Source organism: Actinoplanes sp. NBC_00393, from assembly GCF_036053395.1.
GTDB lineage: Bacteria > Actinomycetota > Actinomycetes > Mycobacteriales > Micromonosporaceae > Actinoplanes.
The window spans coordinates 7,389,390-7,415,565 of sequence record NZ_CP107942.1; the positions used below are offsets into that span (position 1 = coordinate 7,389,390).

Here is a 26,176-nt window from a genome sequence, read left to right on the forward strand (position 1 = left end):
GACAAACACGGTGAAAGAGGCGAACGCGGCAGTGTCGACGCAGCAGACTTCGCAGGACAATCCGCTCGCGGACTTCGGTCCCAACGAGTGGATCGTCGATGAGATGTACCAGCGATACCTGTCCGACCCGACCAGTGTCGACCCCGCGTGGCACGACTTCTTCGCGGACTACAAGCCGGCGATGGCCACGGGTTCGATCGCGACGCCGGACGAGGCGAAGGCGGCCAACGCGACCGCGACCGCCGCCAAAGCCGGGACAGACGCGCCGGCCGCGGCCACGGTCGCCAAGCCGAAACCGGTGACCCCGGCCGCGCCCGCCGCCAAGCCGGCGCCGGCCGCCCCCGCGAAGCCCGCGGCCGCGGAGAAGCCCGCCGCCAAGCCCTCGGTGAACGGGGCGAAGACCACCACGCTGCGCGGCGTCGCTGCCAAGATCGTCCAGAACATGGAGACCTCGCTCGAGGTGCCCACCGCCACGTCGGTGCGCGCGGTCCCGGCGAAGCTCATGGTGGACAACCGCATCGTCATCAACAACCATCTCCTGCGCGGCCGCGGTGGCAAGGTCAGCTTCACCCACCTGATCGGCTGGGCGCTGATCCGGGCGGTCGTCGCCCACCCGGAGATGAACAACTCGTTCGCCGAGATCGACGGCAAGCCGGCGCTGGTCCAGCCCGAGCACATCAACCTCGGCATCGCGATCGACCTCGCGAAGAAGGACGGCTCCCGCACCCTGGTCGTGCCGTCCATCAAGAACTGCGAGTCGATGGACTTCCGGCAGTTCTGGCAGGCGTACGAGGACGTGGTCCGGCGCGCCCGCCGCAACGAGCTGACCATGGACGACTACTCGGGCACCACGATCTCGCTGACCAACCCCGGCGGCATCGGCACCGTGCACTCCATCCCCCGCCTGATGAACGGGCAGAGCGCGATCATCGGCGTCGGCGCGATGGAGTACCCGGCTCCGTACTCCGGGATGAGCGACGAGACCCTGTCCGAGCACGGCGTCAGCAAGGTCACCACGCTGACCAGCACCTACGACCACCGGGTCATCCAGGGCGCGCAGTCCGGCGAGTTCCTCAAGGTGATGCACGAGCTGCTGCTCGGCGGGCACGGTTTCTACGACGAGATCTTCACGGCGCTGCGGATCCCGTACGAGCCGGTGCGCTGGGTGCGCGATGTGGCGCGGACCTCCGAGGGGCAGATCGACAAGGCCGCCCGGGTGGTCGAGCTGATCCACGCGTACCGGGTCCGGGGTCACCTGATGGCCGACACCGACCCGCTCGAGTTCACCATCCGCAAGCACCCCGACCTGGACGTGCTGCAGCACGGCCTGACCCTGTGGGACCTGGACCGGGCCTTCCCGGTCGGCGGTTTCGCCGGCAAGCAGAAGATGAAGCTGCGTGACGTGCTCGGCGTGCTGCGGGACAGCTACTGCCGCCGGATCGGCATCGAGTACATGCACATCCAGGACCCGGAGGAGCGCCGCTGGGTCCAGGAGCGAGTCGAGGTCAAGTACACCAAGCCGGACGCCGAGGAGCAGAAGCACGTCCTGCACCGGCTGAACGCGGCCGAGGCGTTCGAGACCTTCCTGCAGACCAAGTTCGTCGGCCAGAAGCGGTTCTCGCTGGAGGGCGGCGAGTCGCTGATCCCGCTGCTCGACGCGGTGCTGCAGTCGTCCGCCGAGGCGGGTCTCGACGAGATGGTGATCGGCATGGCCCACCGCGGCCGGCTGAACGTGCTCACCAACATCGTCGGTAAGCCGTACGAGAAGATCTTCAACGAGTTCGAGGGCTGGATGGACCCGAAGTCCGCCCACGGCTCGGGTGACGTGAAGTACCACCTCGGCCAGACCGGCAAGTACACGACGCCGGACGGCGAGCACGCGACCACAGTCAGCGTGGTGGCCAACCCGTCCCACCTCGAGGCCGTGGACCCGGTGCTGGAGGGCATCGTCCGCGCCAAGCAGGACCGCCTCGACCTGGGCCTGCACGGCTACACAGTGCTGCCGGTCCTGGTGCACGGCGACGCTGCGTTCGCCGGCCAGGGCGTGGTCGCCGAGACGCTGAACCTCTCCCAGCTGCGCGGTTACCGCACCGGCGGCACGGTCCACGTGATCGTGAACAACCAGGTCGGCTTCACCACCGCGCCGGAGTACAGCCGCTCCTCGATGTACTCGACGGACGTCGCCCGGATGATCCAGGCACCGATCTTCCACGTGAACGGCGACGACCCTGAGGCAGTCGTCCGGGTCGCGAAGCTGGCGTTCGAGTACCGGCAGGCGTTCAACAAGGACGTCGTGATCGACATGATCTGCTACCGCCGCCGCGGTCACAACGAGGGCGACGACCCGTCGATGACCAACCCGCGGATGTACCAGATCATCGACACCAAGCGCAGCGTGCGGAAGCTCTACACCGAGGAGCTGATCGGCCGCGGCGACATCACCGTGCAGGAGGCCGAGGAGCAGCTGCGCGACTACCAGGGCCGTCTCGAGGACGTCTTCAAGGCCACCCGGGACACCGCCAAGACCCCGCCGCGGCCGCACATCATCGCCGAGGAGCCGGAGCCCGAGGCGGAGACCGCGGTCGACGCCGGCGTGGTCCGGGCGGTCGGGCAGGCGCACGTCGAGCTGCCCGAGGGCTTCACCCCGCACAAGCGGGTCCAGCAGCTGCTCGACCGGCGGGCCAAGATGTCCACCGACGGCGGCATCGACTGGGGCTTCGGCGAGCTGATCGCGTTCGGCTCGCTGCTCAACCAGGGCGTCACGGTCCGGCTCGCCGGCCAGGACTCCCGGCGGGGCACCTTCACCTCGCGGCACGCCGCGATCGTCGACTCGAAGACCGGCAAGGACTTCCTGCCGCTGAGCTCGATGATCACCGGAAACGCCCGGTTCTTCGTGCACGACTCGCTGCTGAGCGAGTACGCGGCGATGGGCTTCGAGTACGGCTACTCGGTGGAGAACCCGGACGCGCTGGTCCTCTGGGAGGCCCAGTTCGGTGACTTCGTCAACGGCGCCCAGTCGATCGTCGACGAGTTCCTCTCCTCCGGCGAGGTGAAGTGGGGCCAGCAGTCGTCGCTGGTGCTGTTGCTCCCGCACGGCATGGAGGGCCAGGGCCCGGACCACTCGTCCGGCCGTCCCGAGCGGTTCCTGCAGCTCTGCGCGCAGGACAACATGCGCGTGGCGAACCCGACCACCCCGGCGAACTACTTCCACCTGCTGCGCCGCCAGGCCCTGAGCAGCAAGCGCAAGCCGCTGGTGGTCTTCTCGCCGAAGTCGCTGCTGCGTCACAAGCTGGCGGTCTCCTCGGTGACCGACTTCACCGAGGGCACCTTCCAGCCGGTCCTCGGCGACGCCGGGATCAACGGCCAGCCGCTGGACGCCGGCTCGGTGAAGCGGGTGCTGCTCTGCTCCGGCAAGGTCTACTACGACCTGTTCCAGGCGCGGGCGGACCGCGGGAACAGCGACACCGCGATCATCCGGATGGAGCAGATCTACCCGCTGCCCGTCGAGGAGCTCAAGGCGATCCTGGCGCAGTACCCGAACGCCGAGGACTTCGCCTGGGTCCAGGAGGAGCCGGCCAACCAGGGCGCCTGGTCGTTCGTGGCGCTCAACCTGCTCGAGCACCTCGAGGGCGTCCGGCTGCGGCGGATCTCCCGCCCGGCCGCGGCGGCCCCGGCGGTGGGCTCGGCCAAGATGCACGAGGCCGAGCAGGCCGCGCTGATCGAGGCCTCGCTGCCGCGTCCGTGACGGACTGACGGGAGGGGGCGCTCCGCTGCGGCGGAGCGCCCCCTCTTACTATCCGGACATGTACTTCACCGATCGTGGCATCGAGGAACTGGTCGAACGGCGCGGCGCGGAGACCGTGACCCTGGAGTGGCTCGGCGAACAGCTGCGCACCTTCGTCGACCTCAACCCCGAGTTCGAGACGCCGATCGAGCGTCTCGCCACGTGGCTCGCCCGCGACGACGACGAGGACGAGGAGTAGTCCTCAGCCGCGGTCGATGACGCGCGGTCGCAGCAGCTCGATCAACAGATCCAACTTGCCGCCCAACTTCCCGACGCTCTGATTCATGGCGTCGAACCTGCGCTCCAAGGAGCGTTCCATGGCGTCGAATCTGCCGTCCATGGCGTCGAACCTGCCATCCATGGCGTCGAGCCTGCCATCCATGGCGTCGAACCTGCCATCCATGGCGTCCAGTCGGCGATCGATCCCATCGAACCTACGATCGATCGCTTCGAACCTGCCGTCGATGACGTCCAGCCGTCGTGCGTGACTCTCGAAATGCTGGTTCACCGATTCCAGGTGCGTGTTGATCGCTTCCTGGAGCCCTTCCTGCAGCATGGTCCAGCCCTCCAGCTTCTTGATCCGCTCGTCGATCTGCCAGCCCAACACAACCTCCCCCGGTAGGCGCACGCCACCTTGACGCATGCCCAGTGTGCACGTGACGGTGGTCATCCACAAGACGGGACTTTCGGCCCGACGTGCCGCCGTTCCGGCCGGTAGGTTGAAGGTCGTGGCACGCAGTGTGTACGTCGCGGGTTTGGGTCCGGGTGTCGGCAAGGGGACCGTGGCTCTCGGCATCGTCGAGTTGCTGTCCCGGCAGGTCGCGCAGGTGGGTGTGTTCCGCCCGCTGGTCATCGGCAACGGCCGGGACCCCCTGCTGACCCTGTTGCGCGAGCGCTATCCCGGCGAGACGGCCTACGAGGAGTCCTACGGCGCCACCATCGCCGAGGCGACGGCCCTGATCGCCGACGACCGCCGTGAGGAGCTGATCGGCCGGATCGTCGAGCGCTACCGCGCGGTCGAGCGGCAGAGCTCCGCGGTCGTGGTGATCGGCAGCGACTTCGTCGACAAGCCCGCCGAGGGCCGCGAGGAGCTGCCCCGTGAGCTGGCCTTCAACGCGCGGCTGGCGACCGAGTTCGGCACCGTCGTCGTGCCGGTGGTCAGTGGCGAGGGCCGCAGTGCCGAGTCGCTGACGGCGGTCGCGCGTAGTGCGTACCACTCATTTGATGATCTCGGCGCAACCGTCGTCGCAGTGATCGCCAACCGCGTGCCGGCCGCCGCCTCGGGCGGCGCGCCGGACGGACTGCCGGTGCCCTTCTGGGCCGTGCCGGAGATGCCGGTGATCGCCGCGCCCACGGTGGGCGAGGTGGCCGGCGCGCTCGATGCCACAGTCTTCTCCGGTACGTCGAGCGCCCTCGACCGCGACGTGCTCGACTACGTCGTCGGCGCGGCCCAGGTCCCCACCGTCCTGAAGCACCTGACCGAGGGCGCGCTGCTGATCACCCCCGGCGACCGGGCCGACCTGCTCGTCGCGGCGAGCGCCGCGCATGCCGCCGGCACGGTCACCCTGGCCGGGCTGATGCTGACTCTCGGCGAGCCGCCGGACGAGCAGGCGGTCCGCGTCATCGAGCGCCTCAACACCGGCCTGGCCATCCTGATCGCCAAGTCGGACAGCTACCACACCATCTCCGCGGCCGGCCGGATCGAGGCGCAGCTGAGCACCCCGCGCAAGGTCGACGCGGCGCTCGGCGTCTTCGAGGAGAGTGTGGACACCGCCGAGCTGACCGGTTTGCTGAACGTGGCGAGGTCCAGCCGGGTCACCCCGCTGATGTTCGAGAACGATCTGATCGAGAAGGCCCGCGCCGACCGCCGTCACCTGGTCCTGCCGGAGGGCACCGAGGAGCGGATCCTGCGGGCCACCGAGACGCTGCTGCGCCGCGGGGTGGCCGACCTGACGCTGCTCGGCGACCCCGAGGAGATCAACCGGCGGGCCCGGGAGATCGGCGTGGAGATCGGCGGGGCGCGGCTGGTCGACCCGGCCACCAGCCAGTGGCGGGAGGATTTCGCCGCCCGCTACGCCGAGCTGCGCAAACACCGCGGCGTGACGCTGGACTTGGCGTACGACGTGGTCCGCGACGTGAACTACTTCGGCACCCTGATGGTCGCCTCCGGTCTGGCCGACGGCATGGTCTCCGGCGCCACCCACACCACCGCGGCCACCATCCGCCCGGCCTTCGAGATCATCAAGACCGTGCCGGGGCTGACGGTCGCCTCCAGCGTGTTCTTCATGCTGCTCGCCGACCGGGTGCTGGTCTACGGCGACTGCGCGGTCAACCCGGATCCGGACGCCGCCCAACTGGCCGACATCGCGCTCTCCTCAGCCGAGACCGCCGCCGCGTTCGGCATCGAGCCGCGGGTGGCGATGCTGTCGTACTCGACGGGCAGCTCCGGCTCGGGCGCCGACGTGGACAAGGTCGCGGCGGCCACCGCACTGGTCCGGGAGCGGCGGCCCGACCTGCCGGTCGAGGGCCCGATCCAGTACGACGCGGCGATCGACCCGGCCGTCGCCGCCGCCAAACTGCCCGGCAGCGCGGTCGCGGGCAAAGCCACCGTCTTCGTGTTCCCCGATCTCAACACGGGCAACAACACATACAAGGCGGTGCAGCGGTCGGCGAACGCGGTGGCGGTCGGCCCGGTGATGCAGGGCCTGCGGCGGCCGGTCAACGACCTGTCCCGCGGCGCGACGGTCAAGGACATCGTCAACACCGTCGCCATCACGGCGATCCAGGCGGGAGCGAAATGACTCGGGTGCTCGTCCTCAACAGCGGTTCGTCGTCGCTGCGCTACCGGCTCTTCGACGGCTCCGAGGTGCTGGCCAAGGGCCTGATCCAGCGGATCGGCGAGGGCGGCGGCGACGCGGCCGACCACGGCGAGGCGCTCCAGCGGCTGATGGACACGGTCGATCTGAGCGGGCTGGCCGCGGTCGGGCACCGGGTGGTGCACGGCGGGGACCGGTTCACCAGCTCCACCGTGATCAACGACGAGGTGGTCGCCACCATCGAGGAGCTGATTCCGCTCGCCCCGCTGCACAACCCGGCCGCGCTGACCGGGATCAAAGTCGCCCGCAAGCTGCTGCCGGACGTGCCGCAGGTGGCCGTCTTCGACACGGCTTTCCACGCGACCATCCCGCCGGAGGGGGTGCTCTGGGCGATCGAGCGGGACCTGGCGAAACGGTGGGGGCTGCGGCGCTACGGGTTCCACGGGACATCTCATGCGTACGTGTCTCGCGAGACCGCCCGTCTGCTCGGCAAACCGGTCGCCGAGACCAACGTGATCACCCTGCACCTGGGCAACGGCGCCAGCGCGACCGCCGTCCAGGGCGGCCAGAGCGTGGCCACCTCGATGGGCATGTCGCCGCTTCCCGGCCTGGTGATGGGCACCCGATCGGGTGACGTCGACCCGAGCGTGGTCTTCCACCTGCACCGGGTCGCGGGACTGTCGCTCGACGAGATCGAGGACGCGCTGACCCGCCGGTCCGGTCTGCTCGGCCTGGCCGGCGACAACGACATGCGGGCGGTTCAGGAACGCCGCGCCGCCGGGGATCCGGAGGCGGCGCTCACCCTGGACATCTATTACCGGCGGCTACGCGAGTACGTCGGCGCCTACCTGGCCGTGCTCGGCCGGGTGGACGCGATCACGTTCACCGCCGGGATCGGGGAGAACTCGCCGAACGTACGCATCGGCGCCCTCGCCGGCCTCGAAGCGCTGGGCATCGCGATCGACCCGGAGCGCAACGCCGGCAACGAGCTGATCATCTCGCCGGACGGTTCCCCGATCACGGTCTGCGTGGTGCCGACCGAGGAGGAACTGGAGATCGCCGACGAGGCGCGCCGGGCGATCGGATCAGAGAGCTAGCCAGGCGATCAGCGCGATCAGCACCACCGCGACGACGACGCCGCCGATCACGAGCGGCGCCCTGGACGGCGCTTCGGTGGGATCCGGGGTGGTCCGGGTGAACGCCCGGAACGCCTCGGTGTTGCCACTCGGGTCCACGTGGTTGTCAGACATGCGCCGGACCATAGCCGAACCGGTCAAGGATGGCGAAGCACAGCACCTGTTCGGCGGAACCGGGTGTGACCTCGGCGACGGGCAGCTTGATCACGGCACGGCACAATGGGTCGGGTGTTACGTCGTGCCGTTGCCGCCCTGACCATCGTCGCTGTCGCAGCGCTGAGCGCCTGCACCCCCGATTCGGAGGACCCCAACGCCACCACATCCGCCCCGGCTGCCGCTTCACCGTCCGCCGCCGGCGCGCCGGAGCAGAGCCTCGAGGTGCGGACCCAGGAGATCGAACTCAACCGGGACGGCAGCCGCCCGCTGCCCACGAAGGTCTGGCTGCCCACCGGCGGCGGACCCTACCCCCTGATCTACTTCAGCCACGGCCTCACCTCGCAGCCTGACGACTACATCGACCTGCTGAACTCGTGGGCCCAGGCCGGCTTCGTGGTCGCCGCCCCGCGATACCCGCACACGTGGAACCAGGCCACCGACTACCGGGCCGACGACGTGGTGAACCAGCCCGCTGACGCCCAGTTCGTCATCACCGAAGTGCTGAAGGCGCTGCCCGGCCAGATCGACCCCAACCGGATCGCCGCCGCCGGACACTCCGCGGGCGGCATCACCACGATCGGCCTCTTCAGCAGCAGCCGCGACGAACGACTCAAGGCCGGCCTGATCATTTCCGGCCGCCAGATGCCCCAGCCGGCGCCGTTCTCCGGCACGCCGGTCCCGCTGCTGTTCGTTCAGGGCAAGCTCGACACGACGGTCACCTATGAGCAGGCGTACGGCGCCTACAACCAGGTGACCTGGCCGAAGGCCTTCCTGGAACTCCCGCAGGGCACCCACCTGCCGCACCGCGACCAGCCCGCCGTCGTCGCGACGACCACCACCGACTTCTGGCGCTGGTCCCTCTACGGCGACTCGGCCGCCAAGGCGCGCCTCCCCCAGGACGCCTCCTCCACCGGCGCGGCCGGGTTGGTGGGCACGCTTTAACCCATTCGACGTACGGACGTCGCCATCTCGCTCTACGAGGCGGCCACCTGCCCGCTCCCGGCCCCAGCGCCCCCGCCGGGAAACGGCAGGTGGCCGCCGCCACTCCCGCACAGCTCCCGCCGCCCCCAGCTGACTCCCAGGGCTGTTTCCCGGCCCGGGAAGCAGCACTCACCGTCAGCCCACCAACCCAGCTGACACTCACGGTCGCTTCCCGGCCCGGGAAGCAGCACTCACCGTCAGCCCACCAACCCCCCCAGCTGACACTCACGGTCGCTTCCCGGCCCGGGAAGCAGCACTCAACGTCAGCTGGACAAGCCGGCTGGCTCTCACGGTTGTTTCGTGGGGTGGGGCAGCAGTCAGCCGGGGGTGGGCGCGGCCACGTGGTGTTTCCCGGCGGGCGCGCTGGGGCCGGGCCACGCGCCTACATCGCGTGGCTCGGCGGGACGGTGTCGATTTGGCGGGACGGTGCTGACCCGTACCGAAAAATGGGCGTGAGCGGGAAGCCTGCCGCTACCAGAAACCGATGGGCTAGTGGGTGATGGCCACCTTGCCGAAGACTTCGCCGGAGGCGAGGCGGGCGAAGGCCTCGTCGATCGCGCTGAACGCGTGCGTGGAGTCGATGACCGGCTTGACCTTGCCGGAGGCGCAGAGTTCGAGGAGCTCGGCGAGTTCCGCCGCGGTGCCCATGCTGCTGCCGAGGATCTCCAGCTGCATGGCGAACACCCGCCGCAGGTCGATCTCGGCCTTGTGACCTGCGGTGGCACCGCACACGACGATGCGGGCGCCGGGTGCGGAGCACTTCATCGAGTGGTCGAAAGTGGGTGAGCCGACCGATTCGACGACCACGTCGACGCGCTCGGGGAGGCGGGCGCCGGGTTCGACGGCGGTGGCGCCGAGGGCGGTGATCTTGTCGCGCTTCCACTGTTCGCGGCTGGTGGCGTAGACGCGCTTGCCGAGCGCGACCCCGAGGGCGACGGCCGCGGTGGCGACGCCGCCGCCGGCGCCCTGGACGAGGATCGCGGAGGCGTCGGCGACGCGGCCCCGGCTGACCAGCATGTGGTAGGCGGTGAGCCACGCGGTGGGCAGGCAGGCCGCCTCCACGAAGGACACGCCGGCGGGTTTGGGGATCAGGTTCTCCCTGGGTACGGCCACCTGCTCGGCGAGGGTGCCGGGGTGCCGCTCGGAGAGCAGTGAGTAGCCGCGCGGGTCGGCCTTGTCCTCGACGACCGGATGGAGCACGACCTCGTTGCCGTCCGGGTCGACGCCCGCGGCGTCGCAACCGAGGATCATCGGCAGCCGGTCGGCGGGCAGGCCGACGCCACGCAGTGACCAGATGTCGTGGTGGTTGAGGGAGCTGGCCCGGACCTGGACCGGCACCCAGCCCTCGGGGGCGGAGAAGGGCAGGTCACCGACGGTGAGGCCGCTCAGCGGCGCGTCGGGCTGGAGTGAGGAGGCGTAGGCGGCGCGCATCACCCGACCTTAGTCGTCGTTAACGCAGTGCGCCGCCCCACCGAGCGAGGTGGGACGGCGCACTGGGGGTTGATCAGGCGAGCTGCGAGGTCGGAGCCGGGGCCGCGGCAGCCGGGGCCGAAGCCGGGGCCGCGGCCGCCGGGGCCGGGGCCGGGGCCGGAGCCACCGTGCGGCGGGCGACGCCGTCCTCGATCGCGGCGGCGGCGACGGCTGCCGCGACTGCCGGGGCGACCCGCGGGTCCAGCGGCGACGGCACGATCGCCTCGGGGCGCAGGTCGTCGGCGACGATCGCGGCGATCGCGTCGGCCGCGGCCACCTTCATCCGGTCGGTGATGGTGGACGCCTGGACGTCGAGCGCGCCGCGGAAGATGCCGGGGAACGCCAGCACGTTGTTGATCTGGTTCGGGAAGTCGCTGCGGCCGGTCGCGACGATCGCCGCGTACTTGTGTGCGGTCGCCGGCGGAACCTCCGGCGTGGGGTTGGCCAGCGCGAAGATGATCGCGCCGGGGGCCATGCCGGCCAGCGCCTCCTCCGGAATGTTGCCGCCGGAGACACCGACGAGCACGTCGGCGCCGATCAGCGCCTCGGCGATCCCCCCGGTACGCCCGGAGAAGTTCGTCGTCGCCGCCAGCTCCGCCTTCTTCCCGGTCAGACCGGCCCGCTCGCCGTGGATGATGCCGCGCGAGTCGACGACGATCATGTTGGCGCCCTGGACACCCGCCGCGATCAGGGTCTGCGTGATCGCGACCCCGGCCGCTCCGGCGCCGCTGACCACGACCCGCAGGTCGGCGAACTGCCGGCCGAGCAGCTTGGCGGCGTTGCGCAGCGCGGCGAGGGTGACGACCGCGGTGCCGTGCTGGTCGTCGTGGAAGACCGGGATGTCGAGCTCGGCGTCGAGGCGCTGCTCGATCTCGAAGCAGCGGGGCGCGCTGATGTCCTCGAGGTTGATCCCGCCGAACGACGGCGCCATCGCCTTGACCGTGGCGATGATGCCCTCGACGTCCTGGGTGTCCAGCACGATCGGGATCGAGTCGACCCCGCCGAACTGCTTGAACAGGACCGACTTGCCCTCCATGACGGGCATCGCGGCCTTCGGGCCGATGTTGCCGAGGCCCAGAACGGCGGAGCCGTCGGTGATCACGGCGACGGTGTTGGAGGTCCAGGTGTAGTCGGAGTAGAGCGACTCGTCCTCGGCGATGGCCTCGCAGACCCGGGCGACGCCGGGCGTGTAGGCGAGGGACAGGTCGTCGCGGCTGGCCAGCGGAACGGTCGCGCTCATCGTCATCTTGCCCCGGCGGTGCAGGTCGAAGACGGGATCGGCGGCCAGGGCGGGATCGAGTTCGAAGCTGAAGAAAGACACGGTGAAACTCCACAATGCATCGACATTGATACGTGGCACCTGCGCGGCTCCCGGTCGCGAGTATGCGCCGGAAGGGCGGTGCTATGCGGGGATCACCCGGTAAATCCACCACAGCGCGGGTGTGCGCTGGGGATCAGAGGACACTAACTTAACCGGAACGGTCTCGGGTAGTAGCGAAATATCACACGCCCGATGACGTCCGCGACGCCGTGAGCACGGGAATCGTCCGTCACGAACTCGTTGTCACCGATCAGCCACCACCCGCCGTCACGGGTTTCGGCGGCCCGCTTGACGACCAGCAGACCGGGCCTCGACCGGAACTGTGCGACGACGATGTCACCGGCCTTCACCCGCCCGCCGCGACGGACCACGAGAGCGTCCCCGGCCCGCAGTGTCGGCGCCATCGAGGGGCCCCGGACGAGCACGGCGAACAGTGGTAATTGCCACCTCAAGGCATCAAGCCTCCGTCGCGTTACGGCATGGATGTAAGGGGTAGTGTCAACCCTGGATCATCGCAAACTCTATGGAGGAGTCCTGATGCGACTTCCGCGTTTCCTCACGCCGCGCACCGAGGTCAGCGCGCACTGTGACCTGCCCTGCGGGGTCTACGACCCGGCTCAGGCCCGGATCGAGGCCGAGTCGATCAAGGCCATCGCCGAGAAGTACCAGGGGAACACCGACCCCGAGTTCCGCACCCGCGCCATCCTGATCAAGGAGCAGCGCTCCGAGCTGGTCAAGCACCACCTCTGGGTGCTGTGGACGGACTACTTCAAGGCCCCGCACTTCGAGAAGTACCCGAACCTGCACCAGCTCTTCAACGAGGCCACCAAGCTCGCCGGCGCCGCCGGCGCCAAGGGCTCCGTGGACCCGGCGGTCGCCGACCAGCTGCTCGGCAAGATCGAGGAGATCTCCAAGATCTTCTGGGAGACCAAGCAGGCCTGACGCTGTCGTGGCGCCGCCGGACACTCCGGCCGGCGCCACACTCGTCTTCACGCACGGTGAGCGGCTAGAGTCTCCTCCATCGGGAGGAGGGCTCGCGTGACTCAGCTGATCCAGACGGAGCCTGACGTCGGAGACGACGTCGTACTGCTGACGGTCCCCGCCGACGGGGGTTACCTCGGCGTCCTCCGTACGGCTACCGCCGGCCTCGCCGCGCGACTGCACTTCGCGCTTGACGAGATCGAGGACCTGCGGATCGCTGTGGACGAGGCGTGCGCCATGTTGCTCGCGATCGCCACCCGCGGCGCCGAGCTGGAGTGCCGCTTCGCCGTCACCGACGACGCGCTGACCGTCGAGGTCACCGTCTCCACAGTGCGCGGCGCACGACTGCCCTCCGAGTCGTCCTTCGCGTGGAAGGTGCTGACCGCCCTCACCACGTCCGCCGCCGCCGAGGCGAACGGGCGGTATGCGACGATTCGCCTGCTCACCCGGCGTACCGAGTTCTGATCCTCGCTCAGCGCACGGTCTCGGCGATGAAGTCGAGGTGCTGCGCGGCCACCCGGGTGGCGCCCTCGGCGTCCTGCGCGGCCAGGCATTCCAGCAGCGTACGGTGATCGGCGTCGATCCGGTTCCAGTAGCCCTCGGGCAACCCGCCGATCACCTCCTCACCGTACGAAGCCTGATAGAGCGGGCTTCCGACCAGCTCGAAGAGCGGATTGCCGGTGGACTTGGCGACCGCCCGGTGGAACGCCGCGTGCGCCGCCAGCATCGTGTCGATGTCGTCGATCGCCGGATCGAAGAGTGTCCCGCGCAGCTCGGTGAGGTGCGCGTCGGTGCGCCGCACCGCGGCCAGGCCGGCGGCCGGCACCTCCAGCGCCCGCCGCAGCTCCAGCAGGTCGGCAAGCCCGACATGGGCGGAATGGGCCAGCAGCGCGAACCCGGTGGAGAGGCCGTCAGCCAGTTTCGCCGCATCCGGATGCGCCACGAAACTTCCGCCGGTCACCCCGCGGGTCGTCACGATCAGATGCTGGCTGGCCAATAATCGCAGCGCCTCCCGTACTGTGCTGCGGCTGACGCCGATCTTCACGCACAGTTCGGGCTCCGGTGGCAGCCGCTCACCTGGCTGGAGCCGCCCCGAAGTGATATCCGCCCGCAAATCGTCCGCTAGCTGCTGATAGGCAGGCGGGCGCACCGTAGAGCCGGTCACCCGTCCAGGTTAGGCCCTGATCGGCTAGAAAGGGGCCGTTAATCGACGCCCAACGCTCGGCTACTGGGTGGAACCAGGATCAGAACCGCCGTCAGCACGGCCAGGACCAGCATCGCGACGCCCAGCGCCATCGGTCCGACCTGCAGCAGGAAGCCGCCGGTGGCCAGCAGGAACAGCTGCACCACGACCGCCGGCCCGCGGGCACGCACGGCCCGGCGCCCGAGGGCGCGGGCCACGAAGAAAACGGCGGCCGCGGCCAGGGCGGCCATCACGGTGAGCGACGCGGCGATCGCAACGTTCACCTCATCGCTGGTCAGATCAAGGACGATGAGGTACGCCGTGAGCGCGGCAAGACCAGCACTCTGCAGGTAGAGCAGGCGAACCCCCCAATCGAGGGTCGCCACGGGGGTGGTCGCAGGCTTCTCACCGGTCACTGCAGCACCATACCGACAGTCCGGAGGGCTTCCGTTGGGTACAGTGCCGCCCATGCGAGCGTTGCTGGTGGTCAACCCCCGGGCGACGACGACCAGTGAGCGCAGCCGCGACGTTCTGGTCCGGGCGTTGCGCAGCGCGGTGGACCTGACGGTGAAGTACACGGAACGGCGCGGACACGCCACGAAGCTGGCTCGCGACGCTGCCGAGAGTGGTGTCGACGTGGTCGTCACGCTGGGCGGCGACGGCACTGTCAACGAGGCCGTCAACGGACTGCTCACCGCGTCGACCGCGCTCGCCGAGCTTGCCGGGCCTTCGGCGTACCGGCTGCCGGCCCTCGCCGTGGTGCCCGGAGGCTCCACCAACGTCTTCGCCCGCGCGCTCGGCATGCCGCGCGACTGGGTCGACGGGACCAGCGTCATCCTGGACGGCATCCGTGACGGACGGCACCGAGTGATCAATCTCGGCCGGGCGGACGATCGCTACTTCACCTTCACGGCCGGGCTGGGCTGGGACGCCGCGACGATCCGGCGGGTGGAACAGGCGCGGCTGCGGGGGCGTACCTCGACTCCCGGCCTCTATGTGCGCTCGATGGCCGGCCAGTTCCTCACCGGGCTCGACCGGAAGAACCCGCCGCTGACCCTGGAACGCCCGGGCGAGCAGGACGAATCCGGTCTGGGCACAGTGATGGTGCAGAACACCGCGCCGTGGACGTATGTCCGCGAGCGGGCGATCCACCTCAATCCTGACGCCTCGTTCGATCTCGGGCTCGATGTGACGGCCCTGCGCCGTCTGAACATCCCGGGTACAGCACGGACCGTGACACAACTCGCGTGGCGCGCCGGTGATCCACACGGTAAACAAGTATTACGGCTGCATGACATCGCCGAGTTCACCGTGGTGGCGTCCCGACCCCAGGCATTCCAGCTGGACGGCGACTACCTAGGGGAGCGCCAGAAGGTGCACTTCGTGTCCGTCCCGTCGGCGCTGCGTGTGATCTGCTGAGAACGGGGTACGTGTTCCGGACGCGTGCTCACGATCCGTTACAGAAACACGGGCAAAAGGTCGGCGAAACGGCCGGGACCGTACTACATTGATGGGAGCGTTCGTCAACCGGCTCTGGCAGTAACGGCGGAACCGGACATAAGGGTGCGTGAGGCAGCTCACCCAGCGGGAGAAACTTCCAGCGCTACCCTTGACATCGCGAGAGTTCGTGAAAGCATTCACAAGCGATAAGAAGTAACCGGTTGCTGCTTGTACGCGTTCCTAATCCAGAAGCGCGGAACAGCCACCAAACACCAAAAGCTTGCTGACGCACTGGTGATCGTGCGGGTACAACCCGTCAAGCACCAGGCGCATGCATATAGGTAAACAGCACTGTTTTCATTACCCCATCCGAAACAAGGAGTTTGCCGCCATGGACTGGCGTCACGATGCGATCTGCCGCGACGAGGACCCCGAGCTGTTCTTCCCGATTGGGACGTCCGGCCCGGCGCTCCTGCAGGTCGAGCAGGCCAAGGCCGTGTGCCGGCGGTGCCCGGTGACCGAGGAATGCCTCTCGTGGGCACTCGAGTCCGGTCAGGACGCCGGCGTATGGGGCGGGATGAGCGAAGACGAGCGGCGCGCAGTCAAGCGTCGTGGCGGTCTCCGGATCGGCGCCCCCACCGCTTGAACTAATCCCCCACACAGCATTTGCGCCCCGGGCCGTACGGCACCGGGGCGTCTTGCTGTTTCGGGGCACTCACCGAGGGTTTACATTCCACTGTGCGCTAATCCGATCACAGTACGTTTACCCACTCGCCGAAATGATCTCGAAATTGCCGATCAAGCGCATTGAGTTGTCATCCCGGCACCCTCCGCATTGGACGATCTTGAAGAGTCATCGCGGTGAATCGTCGCCTAGCGCAGAGTGACGGTAGCCCAGAGTGAACTAATCCGGTCCCGCTCCCCACGGCCGGCGCCCTCTCGAGCTACCCACCGCGCCCAGGCCGGCCCTGGAGCGAGCCACTCGTGCCCAGCTGACCGCCACCGCTGCTTCCTGGCCCCTGATGGAGCCCTCAGCGTCAGCCGACCAGCTCAGCTGACCGCCAGTGTCGTTTCGCGACCGCTGAGGGAGCACTCGGTGTCAGCCGGACAGCTCAGCTGACCGCCAGTGTCGTTTCGCGACCGCTGAGGGAGCACTCGGTGTCAGCCGGACAGCTCAGCTGACCGCCAGTGTCGTTTCGCGACTGCTGAGGGAGCACTCGGTGTCAGCCGGACAGCTCAGCTGACCGCCAGTGTCGTTTCGCGACCGCTGAGGGAGCACTCGGTGTCAGCCCAGCCGTCCGGCTGTCGCCTGATGTCGTATCCCGGCCGCCGAAGGAGCGCTCGGCGTCAGCCGGACGGTTCGGCTGACACCGACTGTCGTTGCCTCAGGCCGCGTACTCGGAAGGAGGCCGCCTGCGTTCGCCGGGTCGCTCGTCGTCCCAACCCGCCGCGATCTTGCCGCGAGCCCGAGAGGATCACCCGGAAAGCCGCCGTGATCGCGCCCAGAGCCGCCGCTGAGATCCGTCAGTCGCACCGCGAAGAGGCGATCACAGGCGTCGTGGGCGCGGCCACAGCGGATGGCGGAGGAACGGACCGGGGAAGGGCGGCAGAGAAGCGCTCAGGCCGCGGCAGCGAGCGGGGTGTCGAGGTTCGACTCAGCGCGCGCGATGACGAGCTGGACCAACTCCGGGGCCGCGCCCAGCGGCTCGGCGATCGCCACCGCGCCGGCTTGGGTGGCGGAGCGGACCGCTACGTCGTAGAGCAGGCCGGGCGCCAGGAAGTAGGCCGCCATCCCGACCCGGCGGGCGCCGGCGCCTTGTAGGGCGGCTACGGCCTCTCCGGCGGTGCCGCCCGGGCCGGAGGCGTAACCGACCGCGGCCGGCAGCCCCAGGCGCGCACCGAGCGCCGCCGCGGCCGCCGCGACTGTCTCGCGGGCAGCGGCATTCCGGGTCCCGGCCGCAGCCAGCACCACGGCGTCCAAGCCGGCACTCGACGAACACCCACGGTCGCCGCCTGCCATACGCAGAGGCTCGTCCAGCGGGACGTGTCCCGAAGGCGGACGGCTCGCCTCCAGCGAGACGCCCTTCAAACGCGAAAGGCCGCGGTCGGCATTCAGCGGAGTCTCCGGCAAACGCCGGCAGGCAGCGTCCAGACGGCGGCTGACCGCGGCGAGCAGCAGCGGCGACGCCGGGCCCAGCACATCGGTAGCGGTGACCGAGACCGGCAGGGATTCGGCGGCACGGACGACCGCGGGCAGGTCGACACGGCCGTGGTACGCCGCAGTCAGCAGCAGCGGCACCAGGACAGCGCGGCGGGTGCCGAGTGAGGCCAGGATGTCGAGCGGGCGAGGGCCGTCGTGGTCCAGGTAGGACGCCTGGACGTCCCACTCCGGCCGGGCCACCTGGACCGCCCGGGCCAGTGACTCGGTGGCCACAGCGGCCCGGGGGTCCCGGCTGCCGTGTGCCACCAGGACCACCGCGGGCCGGCCGGACAAGCCGTCACGGCCGCGGGGGGTCAGACGTGCAGGCCGCATTCGGTCTTCTCGAACATCGCCCAGCGGCCGGCCCGCGGGTCCTCGCCGGCCTTGGTGCGGCGGGTGCACGGCCAGCAGCCGATCGAGCCGTAGCCCTTCTTGAACAGCTCGTTGACCGGCACGTTCCAGCGGCTGATGTAGCGGTTCACGTCGGCCTCGGTCCAGGCCGCGATCGGGTTGACCTTGACCTTGCCCTTCTTGGCGTCGAAGGCCACCACCGGGGTGTTGGCCCGGGTCGGCGACTCGTCGCGGCGCAGGCCGGTGGCCCAGGCGTCGTAGTCGCTGAGGGCGCGCTCCAGCGGCTCGACCTTGCGCATGAAGCAGCACTCGTCGGGGCTGCGGGCGAACAGGCGCGGGCCGTACTCGCCGTCCTGCTGGCCGACGGTCATCCGCGGGCGGATCGAGCGGACGTTCACGTTCATCGTGCGGGCGACGGTGTCGCGGACCTTCAGGGTCTCCGGGAAGTGCAGGCCGGTGTCGAGGAAGACCACGTCCACGCCGGGCGACACCCGGGAGAAGATGTGCGCGACCACCGCGTCGGCCATCGAGCTGGTGACGCAGAAGCGCGCGCCGAAGGTGTCGGTCGCCCACTTGGCGATCTCCTCGGCGGAGCCGCCCTCGAGGTCACGACCGGCCTGTGCGGCGAGCTCGCGGAGCTCGTCGGCGGAACGGAGAGAGTGGTCAGCGGGGGCGCCGAGATTGATCAGGCCCAGGCCGGAGGCGTTCAGGAGACTCATTGGTTTACTCCCTTGGACAACAACCCGATGAACTTGACCGAGAAGACCCGGGCGCAGGAGTGGCACTCCCAGGCCCCGTGTGATGCCTCGTTGGGACGGAGGTCCTCTTCACCGCAGTAGGGGCAGTAGAGAGGGGCCGATCTGGCGTCGCTCATTTCAGGAGCTCCTCTTCCGCGCGGAGCACCCAGTTCGCGAACGTCTCGCCGTCGGTGCGGCCGTCCAGGTAGTGCTTGGCCACGCGTTCGACGTACTCCGGAAGCTCTTCGGCAGTGGCCTTGAGGCCGCGGACCTTGCGGCCGAAACCGGCGGTCTCACCCTTGGCCATGCCGAGCGCGCCGCCCAGGTGAATCTGGAAGCCCTCGACCTGCTCGCCGTGCGAGTTCATCACCAGCTGGCCCTTGAGGCCGATGTCGGCGACCTGGGTGCGGGCGCAGGCGTTCGGGCAGCCGTTGATGTGCACCGAGATGTCCGCGTCGAAGTCCTTGAGCCGGTCCTCGAGCCGGGCCACCAGCTCTTCGCCACGCGCCTTGGTCTCGACGATGGCGAGCTTGCAGTACTCGATGCCGGTGCAGGCCATCGTGCCGCGCCGCCAGGCCGAAGGCCGGGCTTCCAGCCCGATGCCGCGCAGGCCGGCGATCAGCGATTCCACCTGCTCGTCAACAACATCGAGAACCAGGAGCTTCTGGTACGCCGTGAGCCGCACCCGATCCGACCCGTGCGCCTCGGCCAGATCGGCGAGCTTGCTGAGCTGGGTGCCGGAGGACCGGCCGACGACCGGCGCCGCGCCGACGTAGTTGCGCCCGTCGATCTGCTTGTGCACACCGATGTGGTCGATCGGCTTCTCCGGCAGGTCCGGCGACGGCCCGTCGATCAGGGCGCGCCCGAGGTACTCCTTCTCCAGGACCTCGCGGAACTTCTCCACACCCCAGTCGGCGAGCAGGAACTTCAGGCGGGCCCGGTGCCGCAGCCGCCGGTAGCCGTAGTCGCGGAAGATCCCGACGACGCCCTCCCAGACGTCCGGGATCTCGCCGAGCGGCACCCAGACGCCGAGCCGCTCGGCCAGGCGCGGGTTGGTGGAGAGGCCGCCGCCGACCCAGAGGTCGAAGCCGGGGCCGTGGTCCGGGTGCACCACGCCGACGAACGAGATGTCGTTCGCCTGGTACGGCCCGTCGGCCAGCCAGGAGACCTGGGACTTGAACTTGCGGGGCAGGTTGGAGTAGCGGGTGTCGCCCACGTACCGCTTGACGATCTCGTCGATCGCCGGGGTGCCGTCGAGCACCTCGTCGGCGGAGACGCCGGCGACCGGGCTGCCGAGCACGACGCGGGGGCAGTCACCACAGGCCTCGGTGGTCTGCAGGCCGACCGCCTCGAGCCGGCGCCAGATCTCCGGCACGTCCTCGACCCGGACCCAGTGCAGCTGAATGTTCTGCCGGTCGGTGATGTCCGCGCTGTCGCGGCCGAACTCGGTGGAGATCTGCGCGATGGTGCGCAGCTGGGCGAGGTTGAGGGCGCCGCCGTCGATCCGGACGCGCAACATGAAGTACTCGTCCTCGAGCTCCTCGGGCTCGAGCACCGCGGTCCGCCCGCCGTCGATCCCGGCCTTGCGCTGGGTGTAGAGCCCCCACCAGCGGAACCGGCCCCGCAGGTCGGCGGGGTCGATCGAGGAGAAGCCGCCGTGGGCGTAGATGTTCTCGATCCGGGCCCGCACGTTGAGCGGGTTGTCGTCCTTCTTGCTGCGCTCGTTGGGGTTGAGCGGCTCGCGGTGTCCGAGCGCCCACTGTCCCTCGCCGCGCGCCTTACGGGGGCGGGCGGTCGGCCGTGCAGCGGGGGTGTTGCTGGGCGCCATGTCGGCGTTCCCTCCGGGTTTAGTGGGCGCGCGAGGACGCTCACGGCCACCTGGAGGCTCGTGACATCTGTGTCAGGAGAGGGCCGGCGCGTCTTGCGCACCCGAACTGAATTCGGGTGGCGTCAGGAAGCCGGACACATCGCGCTGCGGACACGCCCATAGTCCACGTGGCGGCGGGCCACGAGGTGGGGGTCAACTGCAGCGGTCATGTCGGCTAGCCTCTCACGCCCGAGGCAATCTCGGCCAGTGCGGTCCAGATTTCGGGAGTGTGTCAGGTCGCACAAGATCGGACGTCGGCGAACCACTTGTAGTAGTGACAACGTCACCACACGTTGCGAGACTCGAGCGAACGCCGGTCGGTATCGGGAGCCGCGCATGCTCGCACAGTCCGCCCACGACGACTCCCCCAGCCGACCACTCTCCGGTCCGCGTCGTTCGAGCCCGCGGCGCGCGGCCACCGTGTTCTGGATCTGGGCTCCGTCGCTCGTACCGGCTGCTCTGACCGCCGCGGTGGGCCTGCTCGGCCTGGCGGGGCCCGCGCTCGGGCCGGACGAGACGCTGCGCCTCACGCTCAGCGTCCCGGATCCCGCGGCGATCGTCGAGTCGGCCCGGCTGGCGGACGCCGTGAACGCGCCCTACCACCTGTTCCTGCACTACTGGACCGGGTTGTTCGGCGACGCGGCCAGCACTGTGCGCCTCCCCTCGCTGGTGGCGATGGTGCTCGGCGTCGGGTTCGCGGGCGAGTTGGGCCGGCGGATCCTCAGCCCCGGCGCCGGGCTCTACGGCGGGCTGCTGCTCGTCGCGCTCGTCCCGGTCAGCCGGTACGCCCAGGAGGCCGGCCCGTACGCCCTGGCCTTCCTCTTCGCGACCGCCGCCACCCTGGTGCTCTACCGGACGCTGGACCGCCCGCGCTGGTGGCGGTGGACCGGCTACGGGCTACTCGTCATCGGCACCGGGCTGGCCCAGGTGACCGCGCTGCTGATGCTGGCCGGACACGCGTACATCGTGGTGTCCCGGTGGCGTTTGAGCAGGCAGTCCGCGCTCTTCTGGTGGTTTCCGGTGACCGTGCTGTCACTCGTACCCCCGGCGCCGTTGATCTCTCTGGGTCTGCGGCAGCATGCCGCCCTGCTTGCTTTCCGCCCGCAGGCCCGGTGGGAGATGGCCTGGTCCGCGCCGGAGGCGCTGGCGGGAGCGGCCGGGCTGGTGGTGGCCGGCCTGGCGCTCGCCGCCCGCTGGCCGGACCGGGCGCTGATCCGCGAGCTCGCCGTGCTCGCCGCCGTGCCACCGCTGGTGCTGCTCGCCGGGTCGTTCCTGACCGGGCCGCTCTGGGCGCCGCAGCACGTGCTCTTCGTGCTGCCGCCGATCGCGCTCTGCGCCGCGGTCGCGCTACGTGGCCTGCGCCTGCGTGCCGTGCTGGTGCTGGCGCTGGTGGTCCTGCTCGCCGTGCCGCAGCACCGGGCGGTCCGGGCGCCGTCCGGTCACCAACCGTTAGCGCTTGCCGAGCGGCACCACCAGGACCGCCTCGGTGCCACCGCCGGCCCGGTTGCGCAACTCGATGCTGCCGCGCAGCTCACCGGTGGCGAGCGCCCGGACGATCTGCAGACCTAGCCGGTTGCTCCCCTCGAACTTGAAGTCGTCCGGCAGTCCCTGCCCGTTGTCGGCCACCGTGACGTGCAGCTGCTTGCGGAACTTGTGCGCAGAGACGACCACCTCGCCGGTCGTGCCCTCGGCCGGCTCCTCGTCCTCCGCGGAGGGGAAGCCGTGCTCGACCGCGTTGATCAGCAGCTCGTTGAGGACCATCACGAGCGAGGTGGCGATCTCCGCGGGCAGGACGCCGAAGGTGCCCTCCCGGCGCATGTGCACCGGGAACGCGGTGGTGGCCACCTCGGTGGCGGCGGTCGCGACCCGGTCGACGATGCCGTCGAACTCGACCGCCTCGTCGCTCGACATCGACAGCGTCTCGTGGACCAGGGCAATCGAGGCGACGCGGCGTACCGACTCCTCCAGGGCCATCTTGGCCTCCGGGGCGTCCACCCGGCGGGCCTGCAGGCGCAGCAGCGCGGCCACGGTCTGCAGATTGTTCTTCACCCGGTGGTGGATCTCCCGGATCGTGGCGTCCTTGGTCATCAGGGCGCGCTCCCGGCGGCGCACCTCGGTGACGTCCCGGACCAGGACCAGCGCGCCGATCGGCACCCCGGCCGGCAGCAGCGGCAGCGCCCGGGTGAGCACGGTGGCGCCGCGGGCCTCCACCTCCATCCGCGGCGGGAACTCGCCGCGGAGCGACGCCAGAATGCGCTCCGACGCGTCGTTGCCCTCGAGCGGGTCGGCGGAGAGCCGGCTGGCCAGTTTCGCCAGCTCCTCGCCGACCAGGTGGGCGTTGAAGCCGAGACGCCGGTACGCCGACTGCGCGTTCGGACTGGCGTAGGTGACCTTGCCGGAGGCGTCCAGGCGGATCAGGCCGTCGCCGACCCGCGGCGCCGAGGTGATCTCGCCGGGATGCCGCCGGGGCGGGAACGTCCCGTCGGCGACCATCTGGGCCAGGTCGTCGGCGGTGGTCAGATAGTTGAGTTCGAGCTGGCTGGGCGTGCGGGCGGTGCTCAGGTTGGTGTCCCGGCCGATCACCGCGATCACCTCGCTGGCCGCCTCCTCCAGGTCGGTCTCGTCGCGCCGGCGGACCGGGATCGCCTCGTGGCGGGCGGGGGTGTCGCCGTACCAGACCGGGTCGCCCTCCCGCCAGATCCGCTCCTGAGTCAGCGCCACCTCGAGGTGCGCCACCTCCGGCCCGCCGACGATCTTGCCGACCTGGTCGTCCTGGTACGCCGTCGGCGCGGTGACCGGCCGCACCTGCGCGACGCAGAGGAACTCCCGCGGCTGCCGCGGATCCCCCTTGATCGGCACCCAGAGCAGCAGGTCGGCGAAGGAGAGGTCGGACAGCAGCAGCCAGTCGCCGGCGAGCCGGTGCAGGTGGTCGATGTCGGCGGGGCCGAGGGTGGTGTGTTCCTCGACGAGGTCACGCAGGGTGGACACGAGCCCAGCTTATTCGGGCGTTTTCTACAGGGTGGTGGTGACCTTCTTCAGGCCACGGGGCGCGTCGGGATCTTCGCCACGTGCCAGCGCGAGGGCGAGCGCCAGCTTCTGCAGCGGCAGGATGTCGAGCAACGGGCTGTACCGCTCGTCGACCGCCGGCACTCTGATCTTCCCGGCCGGACCGATGGTCACCACGTCGGCCCGCCGCTCACCCAGCCGGGCCACCACGTCCTGCATCGACTTCCCACCCGGGCCGTCACCGACCACGGCGAGCACCGGCACGTCCGGGTCGGCCATGGCCAGCGGGCCGTGCAGCAGGTCGGCGCCGGAGAAGGCGAGCGCCGGCAGGTAGGACGTCTCCATCAGTTTCAGCGCGGTCTCCCGGGCAGTCGGGTACGCATATCCCCGCCCGGTGGTGACCAGGCTGGACGCGAACCGGTAGCGCTGGGCCAGCTCGTCAGCCGTCGAGTCGGCGAGCGCCTCCTCGGCCAGCTGCGGAAGCTTCGCCAGCGCGGCCTGCTCGTCGGCGGGCAACCGGCCGTCACCGGCCCGCACGCCCTCGACCAGCAGCAGCAGGGCGAGCAGCTCCGCCGTATACGTCTTCGTGGCTGCCACCGCCCGCTCGTGCCCGGCCGCCACGTCGATCGAGAGCTCAGCCGCCTTGGCGAGGGTGGACTCCGGGTTGTTGGTGATCGCGAGGGTGAGCGCGCCGTTCTCCCGGGCGACGCTGAGCACGCCGCTCAGGTCTGCCGAGCCACCGCTCTGGCTGACCCCGATGACCAGTGAGCCGGTGAAGTCGGGCCGGGCGCCGTAGAGCGTGATCGCGCTCGGCGAGGCGCTGGCCACCGGCAGGCCCAGCCGGATCTCAGTGAGGTACGCCCCGTAGAGCGCGGCGTGGTCGGAGGTGCCGCGGCCGACGAAGACGACGTTGCGCGGGCGGCGGCGGGCCACCTCGGCGGCGACGCCGGCGATCGCGTCCGCGTGCTCGGCCTCCAGCAGCCGGGCGAATCCTGCCGGTTGTTCGGCGATGTCCGCCGACATGCCGTGGCCTCGCTGTGTCACGTGATCCTCCCCTTGATCGTGCACGCCCTGTAATTTGCACGCCTCGCTCGAAGCATGCGCAGTCTTGCAAGAAAAAGCTTACTTGGTCAAGGTTTCGAGCACGAGTGCGCAAACGTGAGGACTGACAGATGGCGGGCACTTCCCCTAGGGTCTTCACTCGTGGATTCCCGCCCCTCGGCCCGCCAGGACCTCGCGCGCGCCCGCGCCGCCCTCGACGCCGGCGAGATGACGAACGCCGCCGGGCTGCTGGCCGGCGCGCTGCCCCACGCACCCACCCTGCCGGAGACGCACGAGCTGCTCAGCCGGTTGGCCGCACGGGCGGACGGGGCTCTCGACCTCTTCCCGCTCGAGCCGCACGCGCCGGTCGGCCGGGTGGTCGCCCACGCGCACCTGCTCGCCGCCGCGGGCCGGCCGGAGGACGGTCTCGCCCTGCTCGCCGCGGCCAGCGGTCAGACCCCGGAGACCGATTGGGCCGGGGTGCCGTGGGTGCAGGACCCGGCCCTCGGCGCGCGGATCGAGCCGGGGCAGCTCGCCCGCACGGTCATGCGCCTGTGCACCACGGTCGGCGATCCGGCGCCGGTGGAGACGGTGGGCGCGCTTCGGCCGTACCTCACGGTGGTCCGCAATGCGGTCGCCGCGCACGGCGAGCACGCGATGCTGCTCGGCGCCGGCTCAGCGCTGGCGCGCCGGCTCGGCGAGACCCGCCTCGCCGTCGACTGGGCCGGGCGGGGCGCGCGGGCGCAGCCTTCCAAGCTGGGGGAAATCTGGTTGGGGTACGCGTACCGAAGCGCCGGACGGATCCCCGAAGCCCTAGCCGCGCTGCGCCGGGCCGTCGCCTACGACCCCGACGACCTCTCGGTGTACGCGGACGTCGCCGCCACCCTGGCCGACCTGGGCCGCCTCGACGAAGCCCTGCGCTGGACCGAGCTGGCCCTGGAACGCGACCCCACCTTCGACTGCGTGGTGCACACCGCCCACCGCCTGCGGTACCGCGCCGACGGCGACGTCGCCCACCTGGTGTCCCTGGCCGACTTCGTCCGCGACCACCCGGACGACGCGCACGAGCACACCGACCTCGCCGAATGCTGCCGGAACTCGGCCTGGCTGGGCGGTCTGCCGGCCGGGATGCCGCTGCCCGCGGGCCGGGCGCCGGTCAACGCGGAACCCTCCGCGGACGCGCTCCGGCGGCTCCGGCAGGTTGCCACCATCAGCTGGGAGCATCCGCCGGGGGCGTACGACCGCGCGCTCGGCCTGGTCCTCGTCGAGCCGTGGGAGCTGCTGGCCCTGCTCGCCCACCCGTCCGTCGCCGGTGCCGAACAACCCACCGGCCTGGAAGTCTGGGCCTGCCTGGGACTGCTGCACCACGGCACCGAGGAGCCCTGGCTGGAGTCCAGCCGCCGGCGGCTGCTGCTCGGCCTGCTGGACGGGGACGTGGACCGGGTGACTCAGGCGGCGCTTTTCGCGCTCATCGCGTACTCCTGGGTGGACCCGGAGGCCCGCTACGACGTGGCGGCAGTGGTTGCCGGGCGGGTGGCGGAAACCGCCTCCGGCCCGTCGGCGCGAGCCGTCGCCGAGCTCGCCCTGCTCGCGCCCGAACTGGACCGGCCCACCCGGGAACTGGCCGCCGCCACCGTCCGTGTTCCGGCGGTCCCGCGCCAGCGCGGGCGGGGAAGATCGCTCTTGCGCTGGCGCCGGGACTGAAA

General features: G+C 70.2%; 23 protein-coding genes. 11 read left to right on the forward strand and 12 right to left on the reverse strand.

Translation table 11 applies throughout. The features are described from left to right. The first annotated feature begins 31 nt into the window (after nucleotides 1–31). Nucleotides 32–3,745 (forward strand): multifunctional oxoglutarate decarboxylase/oxoglutarate dehydrogenase thiamine pyrophosphate-binding subunit/dihydrolipoyllysine-residue succinyltransferase subunit, encoded by a 3,714-nt coding sequence (locus OHA21_RS34105; protein ID WP_328478708.1) that lies wholly within the window; start codon nucleotides 32–34, stop codon nucleotides 3,743–3,745. Between the two features lie 58 nt (nucleotides 3,746–3,803). After that, nucleotides 3,804–3,983: a DUF6104 family protein gene (locus OHA21_RS34110; RefSeq protein WP_328462032.1), complete on the forward strand. Its 180-nt coding sequence runs from the start codon at nucleotides 3,804–3,806 to the stop codon at nucleotides 3,981–3,983. 3 nt (nucleotides 3,984–3,986) lie between these two features. On the opposite strand, the gene OHA21_RS34115 is transcribed toward OHA21_RS34110, so the two are convergent. Further along, nucleotides 3,987–4,454, reverse strand: coding sequence for a hypothetical protein (locus tag OHA21_RS34115; RefSeq protein ID WP_328462034.1), 468 nt, complete (start codon nucleotides 4,452–4,454; stop codon nucleotides 3,987–3,989). Nucleotides 4,455–4,503: 49 nt separating this feature from the next. On the opposite strand from OHA21_RS34115, the gene pta reads away from it, so the two are divergent. Continuing rightward, entirely contained in the window at nucleotides 4,504–6,585 is a 2,082-nt protein-coding gene (pta, locus tag OHA21_RS34120; protein WP_328478709.1) for a phosphate acetyltransferase, read from the forward strand. Further along, nucleotides 6,582–7,697, forward strand: coding sequence for an acetate/propionate family kinase (locus OHA21_RS34125; protein ID WP_328462036.1), 1,116 nt, complete (start codon nucleotides 6,582–6,584; stop codon nucleotides 7,695–7,697). The genes pta and OHA21_RS34125 overlap by 4 nt, the downstream gene beginning before the upstream one ends. Here OHA21_RS34125 and OHA21_RS34130 read toward each other — a convergent pair. Then, nucleotides 7,686–7,850 carry a hypothetical protein gene (locus OHA21_RS34130; RefSeq protein ID WP_328462038.1) on the reverse strand — a complete coding sequence of 55 codons (165 nt, stop codon included), beginning with the start codon at nucleotides 7,848–7,850 and terminating at the stop codon, nucleotides 7,686–7,688. The genes OHA21_RS34125 and OHA21_RS34130 overlap by 12 nt on opposite strands. A gap of 114 nt (nucleotides 7,851–7,964) precedes the next feature. Here OHA21_RS34130 and OHA21_RS34135 point away from each other — a divergent pair, with 114 nt between their 5' ends. Beyond that, nucleotides 7,965–8,834 carry an alpha/beta hydrolase family protein gene (locus OHA21_RS34135; RefSeq protein ID WP_328462040.1) on the forward strand — a complete coding sequence of 290 codons (870 nt, stop codon included), beginning with the start codon at nucleotides 7,965–7,967 and terminating at the stop codon, nucleotides 8,832–8,834. A 528-nt stretch (nucleotides 8,835–9,362) separates the two neighbouring features. Here the strand turns inward: OHA21_RS34135 and OHA21_RS34140 are convergent. From OHA21_RS34140 to OHA21_RS34150, 3 genes are all read right to left on the reverse strand, one after another. Further along, a complete protein-coding gene (locus tag OHA21_RS34140) occupies nucleotides 9,363–10,304 on the reverse strand; it encodes a zinc-binding dehydrogenase (RefSeq protein WP_328462042.1) in 942 nt (313 codons plus the stop codon). A gap of 73 nt (nucleotides 10,305–10,377) precedes the next feature. Beyond that, entirely contained in the window at nucleotides 10,378–11,664 is a 1,287-nt protein-coding gene (locus tag OHA21_RS34145; protein ID WP_442874940.1) for an NAD(P)-dependent malic enzyme, read from the reverse strand. Between the two features lie 143 nt (nucleotides 11,665–11,807). After that, nucleotides 11,808–12,116, reverse strand: coding sequence for a S26 family signal peptidase (locus OHA21_RS34150; protein WP_328462044.1), 309 nt, complete (start codon nucleotides 12,114–12,116; stop codon nucleotides 11,808–11,810). A gap of 85 nt (nucleotides 12,117–12,201) precedes the next feature. Between OHA21_RS34150 and sodN the strand changes: the two genes are divergently transcribed. Then, the gene (sodN, locus tag OHA21_RS34155) at nucleotides 12,202–12,606 is read left to right on the forward strand and encodes a superoxide dismutase, Ni (protein ID WP_328462046.1); all 405 of its coding nucleotides are present in this window, start codon (nucleotides 12,202–12,204) and stop codon (nucleotides 12,604–12,606) included. Between the two features lie 96 nt (nucleotides 12,607–12,702). After that, nucleotides 12,703–13,110 carry an ATP-binding protein gene (locus OHA21_RS34160; protein WP_328462048.1) on the forward strand — a complete coding sequence of 136 codons (408 nt, stop codon included), beginning with the start codon at nucleotides 12,703–12,705 and terminating at the stop codon, nucleotides 13,108–13,110. A gap of 7 nt (nucleotides 13,111–13,117) precedes the next feature. On the opposite strand, the gene OHA21_RS34165 is transcribed toward OHA21_RS34160, so the two are convergent. Beyond that, nucleotides 13,118–13,810, reverse strand: a complete 693-nt coding sequence (locus tag OHA21_RS34165; RefSeq protein WP_328462050.1) for a FadR/GntR family transcriptional regulator — start codon at nucleotides 13,808–13,810, stop codon at nucleotides 13,118–13,120. A 38-nt stretch (nucleotides 13,811–13,848) separates the two neighbouring features. Then, a complete protein-coding gene (locus OHA21_RS34170; protein ID WP_328462052.1) occupies nucleotides 13,849–14,244 on the reverse strand; it encodes a hypothetical protein in 396 nt (131 codons plus the stop codon). A 52-nt stretch (nucleotides 14,245–14,296) separates the two neighbouring features. Here OHA21_RS34170 and OHA21_RS34175 point away from each other — a divergent pair, with 52 nt between their 5' ends. Then, a complete protein-coding gene (locus OHA21_RS34175) occupies nucleotides 14,297–15,247 on the forward strand; it encodes a diacylglycerol/lipid kinase family protein (RefSeq protein ID WP_328462054.1) in 951 nt (316 codons plus the stop codon). Between the two features lie 412 nt (nucleotides 15,248–15,659). Continuing rightward, complete coding sequence (locus OHA21_RS34180; RefSeq protein WP_328462056.1) at nucleotides 15,660–15,914, forward strand: WhiB family transcriptional regulator; 255 nt, start codon at nucleotides 15,660–15,662, stop codon at nucleotides 15,912–15,914. Nucleotides 15,915–16,886: 972 nt separating this feature from the next. Here the strand turns inward: OHA21_RS34180 and OHA21_RS34185 are convergent. From OHA21_RS34185 to OHA21_RS34195, 3 genes are all read right to left on the reverse strand, one after another. Continuing rightward, on the reverse strand, nucleotides 16,887–17,801 hold the full coding sequence (locus OHA21_RS34185) for a sirohydrochlorin chelatase (RefSeq protein ID WP_328462058.1): 915 nt from the start codon (nucleotides 17,799–17,801) through the stop codon (nucleotides 16,887–16,889). Further along, the gene (locus tag OHA21_RS34190; RefSeq protein WP_328462060.1) at nucleotides 17,783–18,538 is read right to left on the reverse strand and encodes a phosphoadenylyl-sulfate reductase; all 756 of its coding nucleotides are present in this window, start codon (nucleotides 18,536–18,538) and stop codon (nucleotides 17,783–17,785) included. The genes OHA21_RS34185 and OHA21_RS34190 overlap by 19 nt, the downstream gene beginning before the upstream one ends. A 151-nt stretch (nucleotides 18,539–18,689) precedes the next feature. After that, complete coding sequence (locus OHA21_RS34195) at nucleotides 18,690–20,384, reverse strand: nitrite/sulfite reductase (protein WP_328462062.1); 1,695 nt, start codon at nucleotides 20,382–20,384, stop codon at nucleotides 18,690–18,692. A 375-nt stretch (nucleotides 20,385–20,759) separates the two neighbouring features. Between OHA21_RS34195 and OHA21_RS34200 the strand changes: the two genes are divergently transcribed. Then, nucleotides 20,760–21,992, forward strand: a complete 1,233-nt coding sequence (locus tag OHA21_RS34200; RefSeq protein ID WP_328462064.1) for a glycosyltransferase family 39 protein — start codon at nucleotides 20,760–20,762, stop codon at nucleotides 21,990–21,992. On the opposite strand, the gene OHA21_RS34205 is transcribed toward OHA21_RS34200, so the two are convergent. Both OHA21_RS34205 and OHA21_RS34210 read right to left on the reverse strand, forming a co-directional pair. After that, a complete protein-coding gene (locus tag OHA21_RS34205) occupies nucleotides 21,873–23,411 on the reverse strand; it encodes a sensor histidine kinase (protein WP_328462066.1) in 1,539 nt (512 codons plus the stop codon). The two genes, OHA21_RS34200 and OHA21_RS34205, sit on opposite strands and share 120 nt — an antisense overlap. Before the next feature lie 24 nt (nucleotides 23,412–23,435). Further along, nucleotides 23,436–24,452 (reverse strand): SIS domain-containing protein, encoded by a 1,017-nt coding sequence (locus OHA21_RS34210; protein ID WP_328478713.1) that lies wholly within the window; start codon nucleotides 24,450–24,452, stop codon nucleotides 23,436–23,438. Nucleotides 24,453–24,632: 180 nt separating this feature from the next. Here OHA21_RS34210 and OHA21_RS34215 point away from each other — a divergent pair, with 180 nt between their 5' ends. Further along, complete coding sequence (locus OHA21_RS34215; protein ID WP_442874941.1) at nucleotides 24,633–26,174, forward strand: tetratricopeptide repeat protein; 1,542 nt, start codon at nucleotides 24,633–24,635, stop codon at nucleotides 26,172–26,174. The last annotated feature ends 2 nt before the right edge of the window (nucleotides 26,175–26,176 follow it).

Bases quoted from the DNA above. Each gene is read 5' to 3' on its own strand.
- OHA21_RS34110 (WP_328462032.1), top strand. From the start codon at position 3,804: ATGTACTTCACCGATCGTGGCATCGAGGAACTGGTCGAACGGCGCGGC.
- OHA21_RS34115 (WP_328462034.1), bottom strand. From the start codon at position 4,454: ATGACCACCGTCACGTGCACACTGGGCATGCGTCAAGGTGGCGTGCGC.
- OHA21_RS34125 (WP_328462036.1), top strand. From the start codon at position 6,582: ATGACTCGGGTGCTCGTCCTCAACAGCGGTTCGTCGTCGCTGCGCTAC.
- OHA21_RS34130 (WP_328462038.1), bottom strand. From the start codon at position 7,850: ATGTCTGACAACCACGTGGACCCGAGTGGCAACACCGAGGCGTTCCGG.
- OHA21_RS34140 (WP_328462042.1), bottom strand. From the start codon at position 10,304: ATGCGCGCCGCCTACGCCTCCTCACTCCAGCCCGACGCGCCGCTGAGC.
- sodN (WP_328462046.1), top strand. From the start codon at position 12,202: ATGCGACTTCCGCGTTTCCTCACGCCGCGCACCGAGGTCAGCGCGCAC.
- OHA21_RS34175 (WP_328462054.1), top strand. From the start codon at position 14,297: ATGCGAGCGTTGCTGGTGGTCAACCCCCGGGCGACGACGACCAGTGAG.
- OHA21_RS34180 (WP_328462056.1), top strand. From the start codon at position 15,660: ATGGACTGGCGTCACGATGCGATCTGCCGCGACGAGGACCCCGAGCTG.
- OHA21_RS34185 (WP_328462058.1), bottom strand. From the start codon at position 17,801: ATGCGGCCTGCACGTCTGACCCCCCGCGGCCGTGACGGCTTGTCCGGC.
- OHA21_RS34190 (WP_328462060.1), bottom strand. From the start codon at position 18,538: ATGAGTCTCCTGAACGCCTCCGGCCTGGGCCTGATCAATCTCGGCGCC.
- OHA21_RS34195 (WP_328462062.1), bottom strand. From the start codon at position 20,384: ATGGCGCCCAGCAACACCCCCGCTGCACGGCCGACCGCCCGCCCCCGT.
- OHA21_RS34200 (WP_328462064.1), top strand. From the start codon at position 20,760: ATGCTCGCACAGTCCGCCCACGACGACTCCCCCAGCCGACCACTCTCC.
- OHA21_RS34210 (WP_328478713.1), bottom strand. From the start codon at position 24,452: ATGTCGGCGGACATCGCCGAACAACCGGCAGGATTCGCCCGGCTGCTG.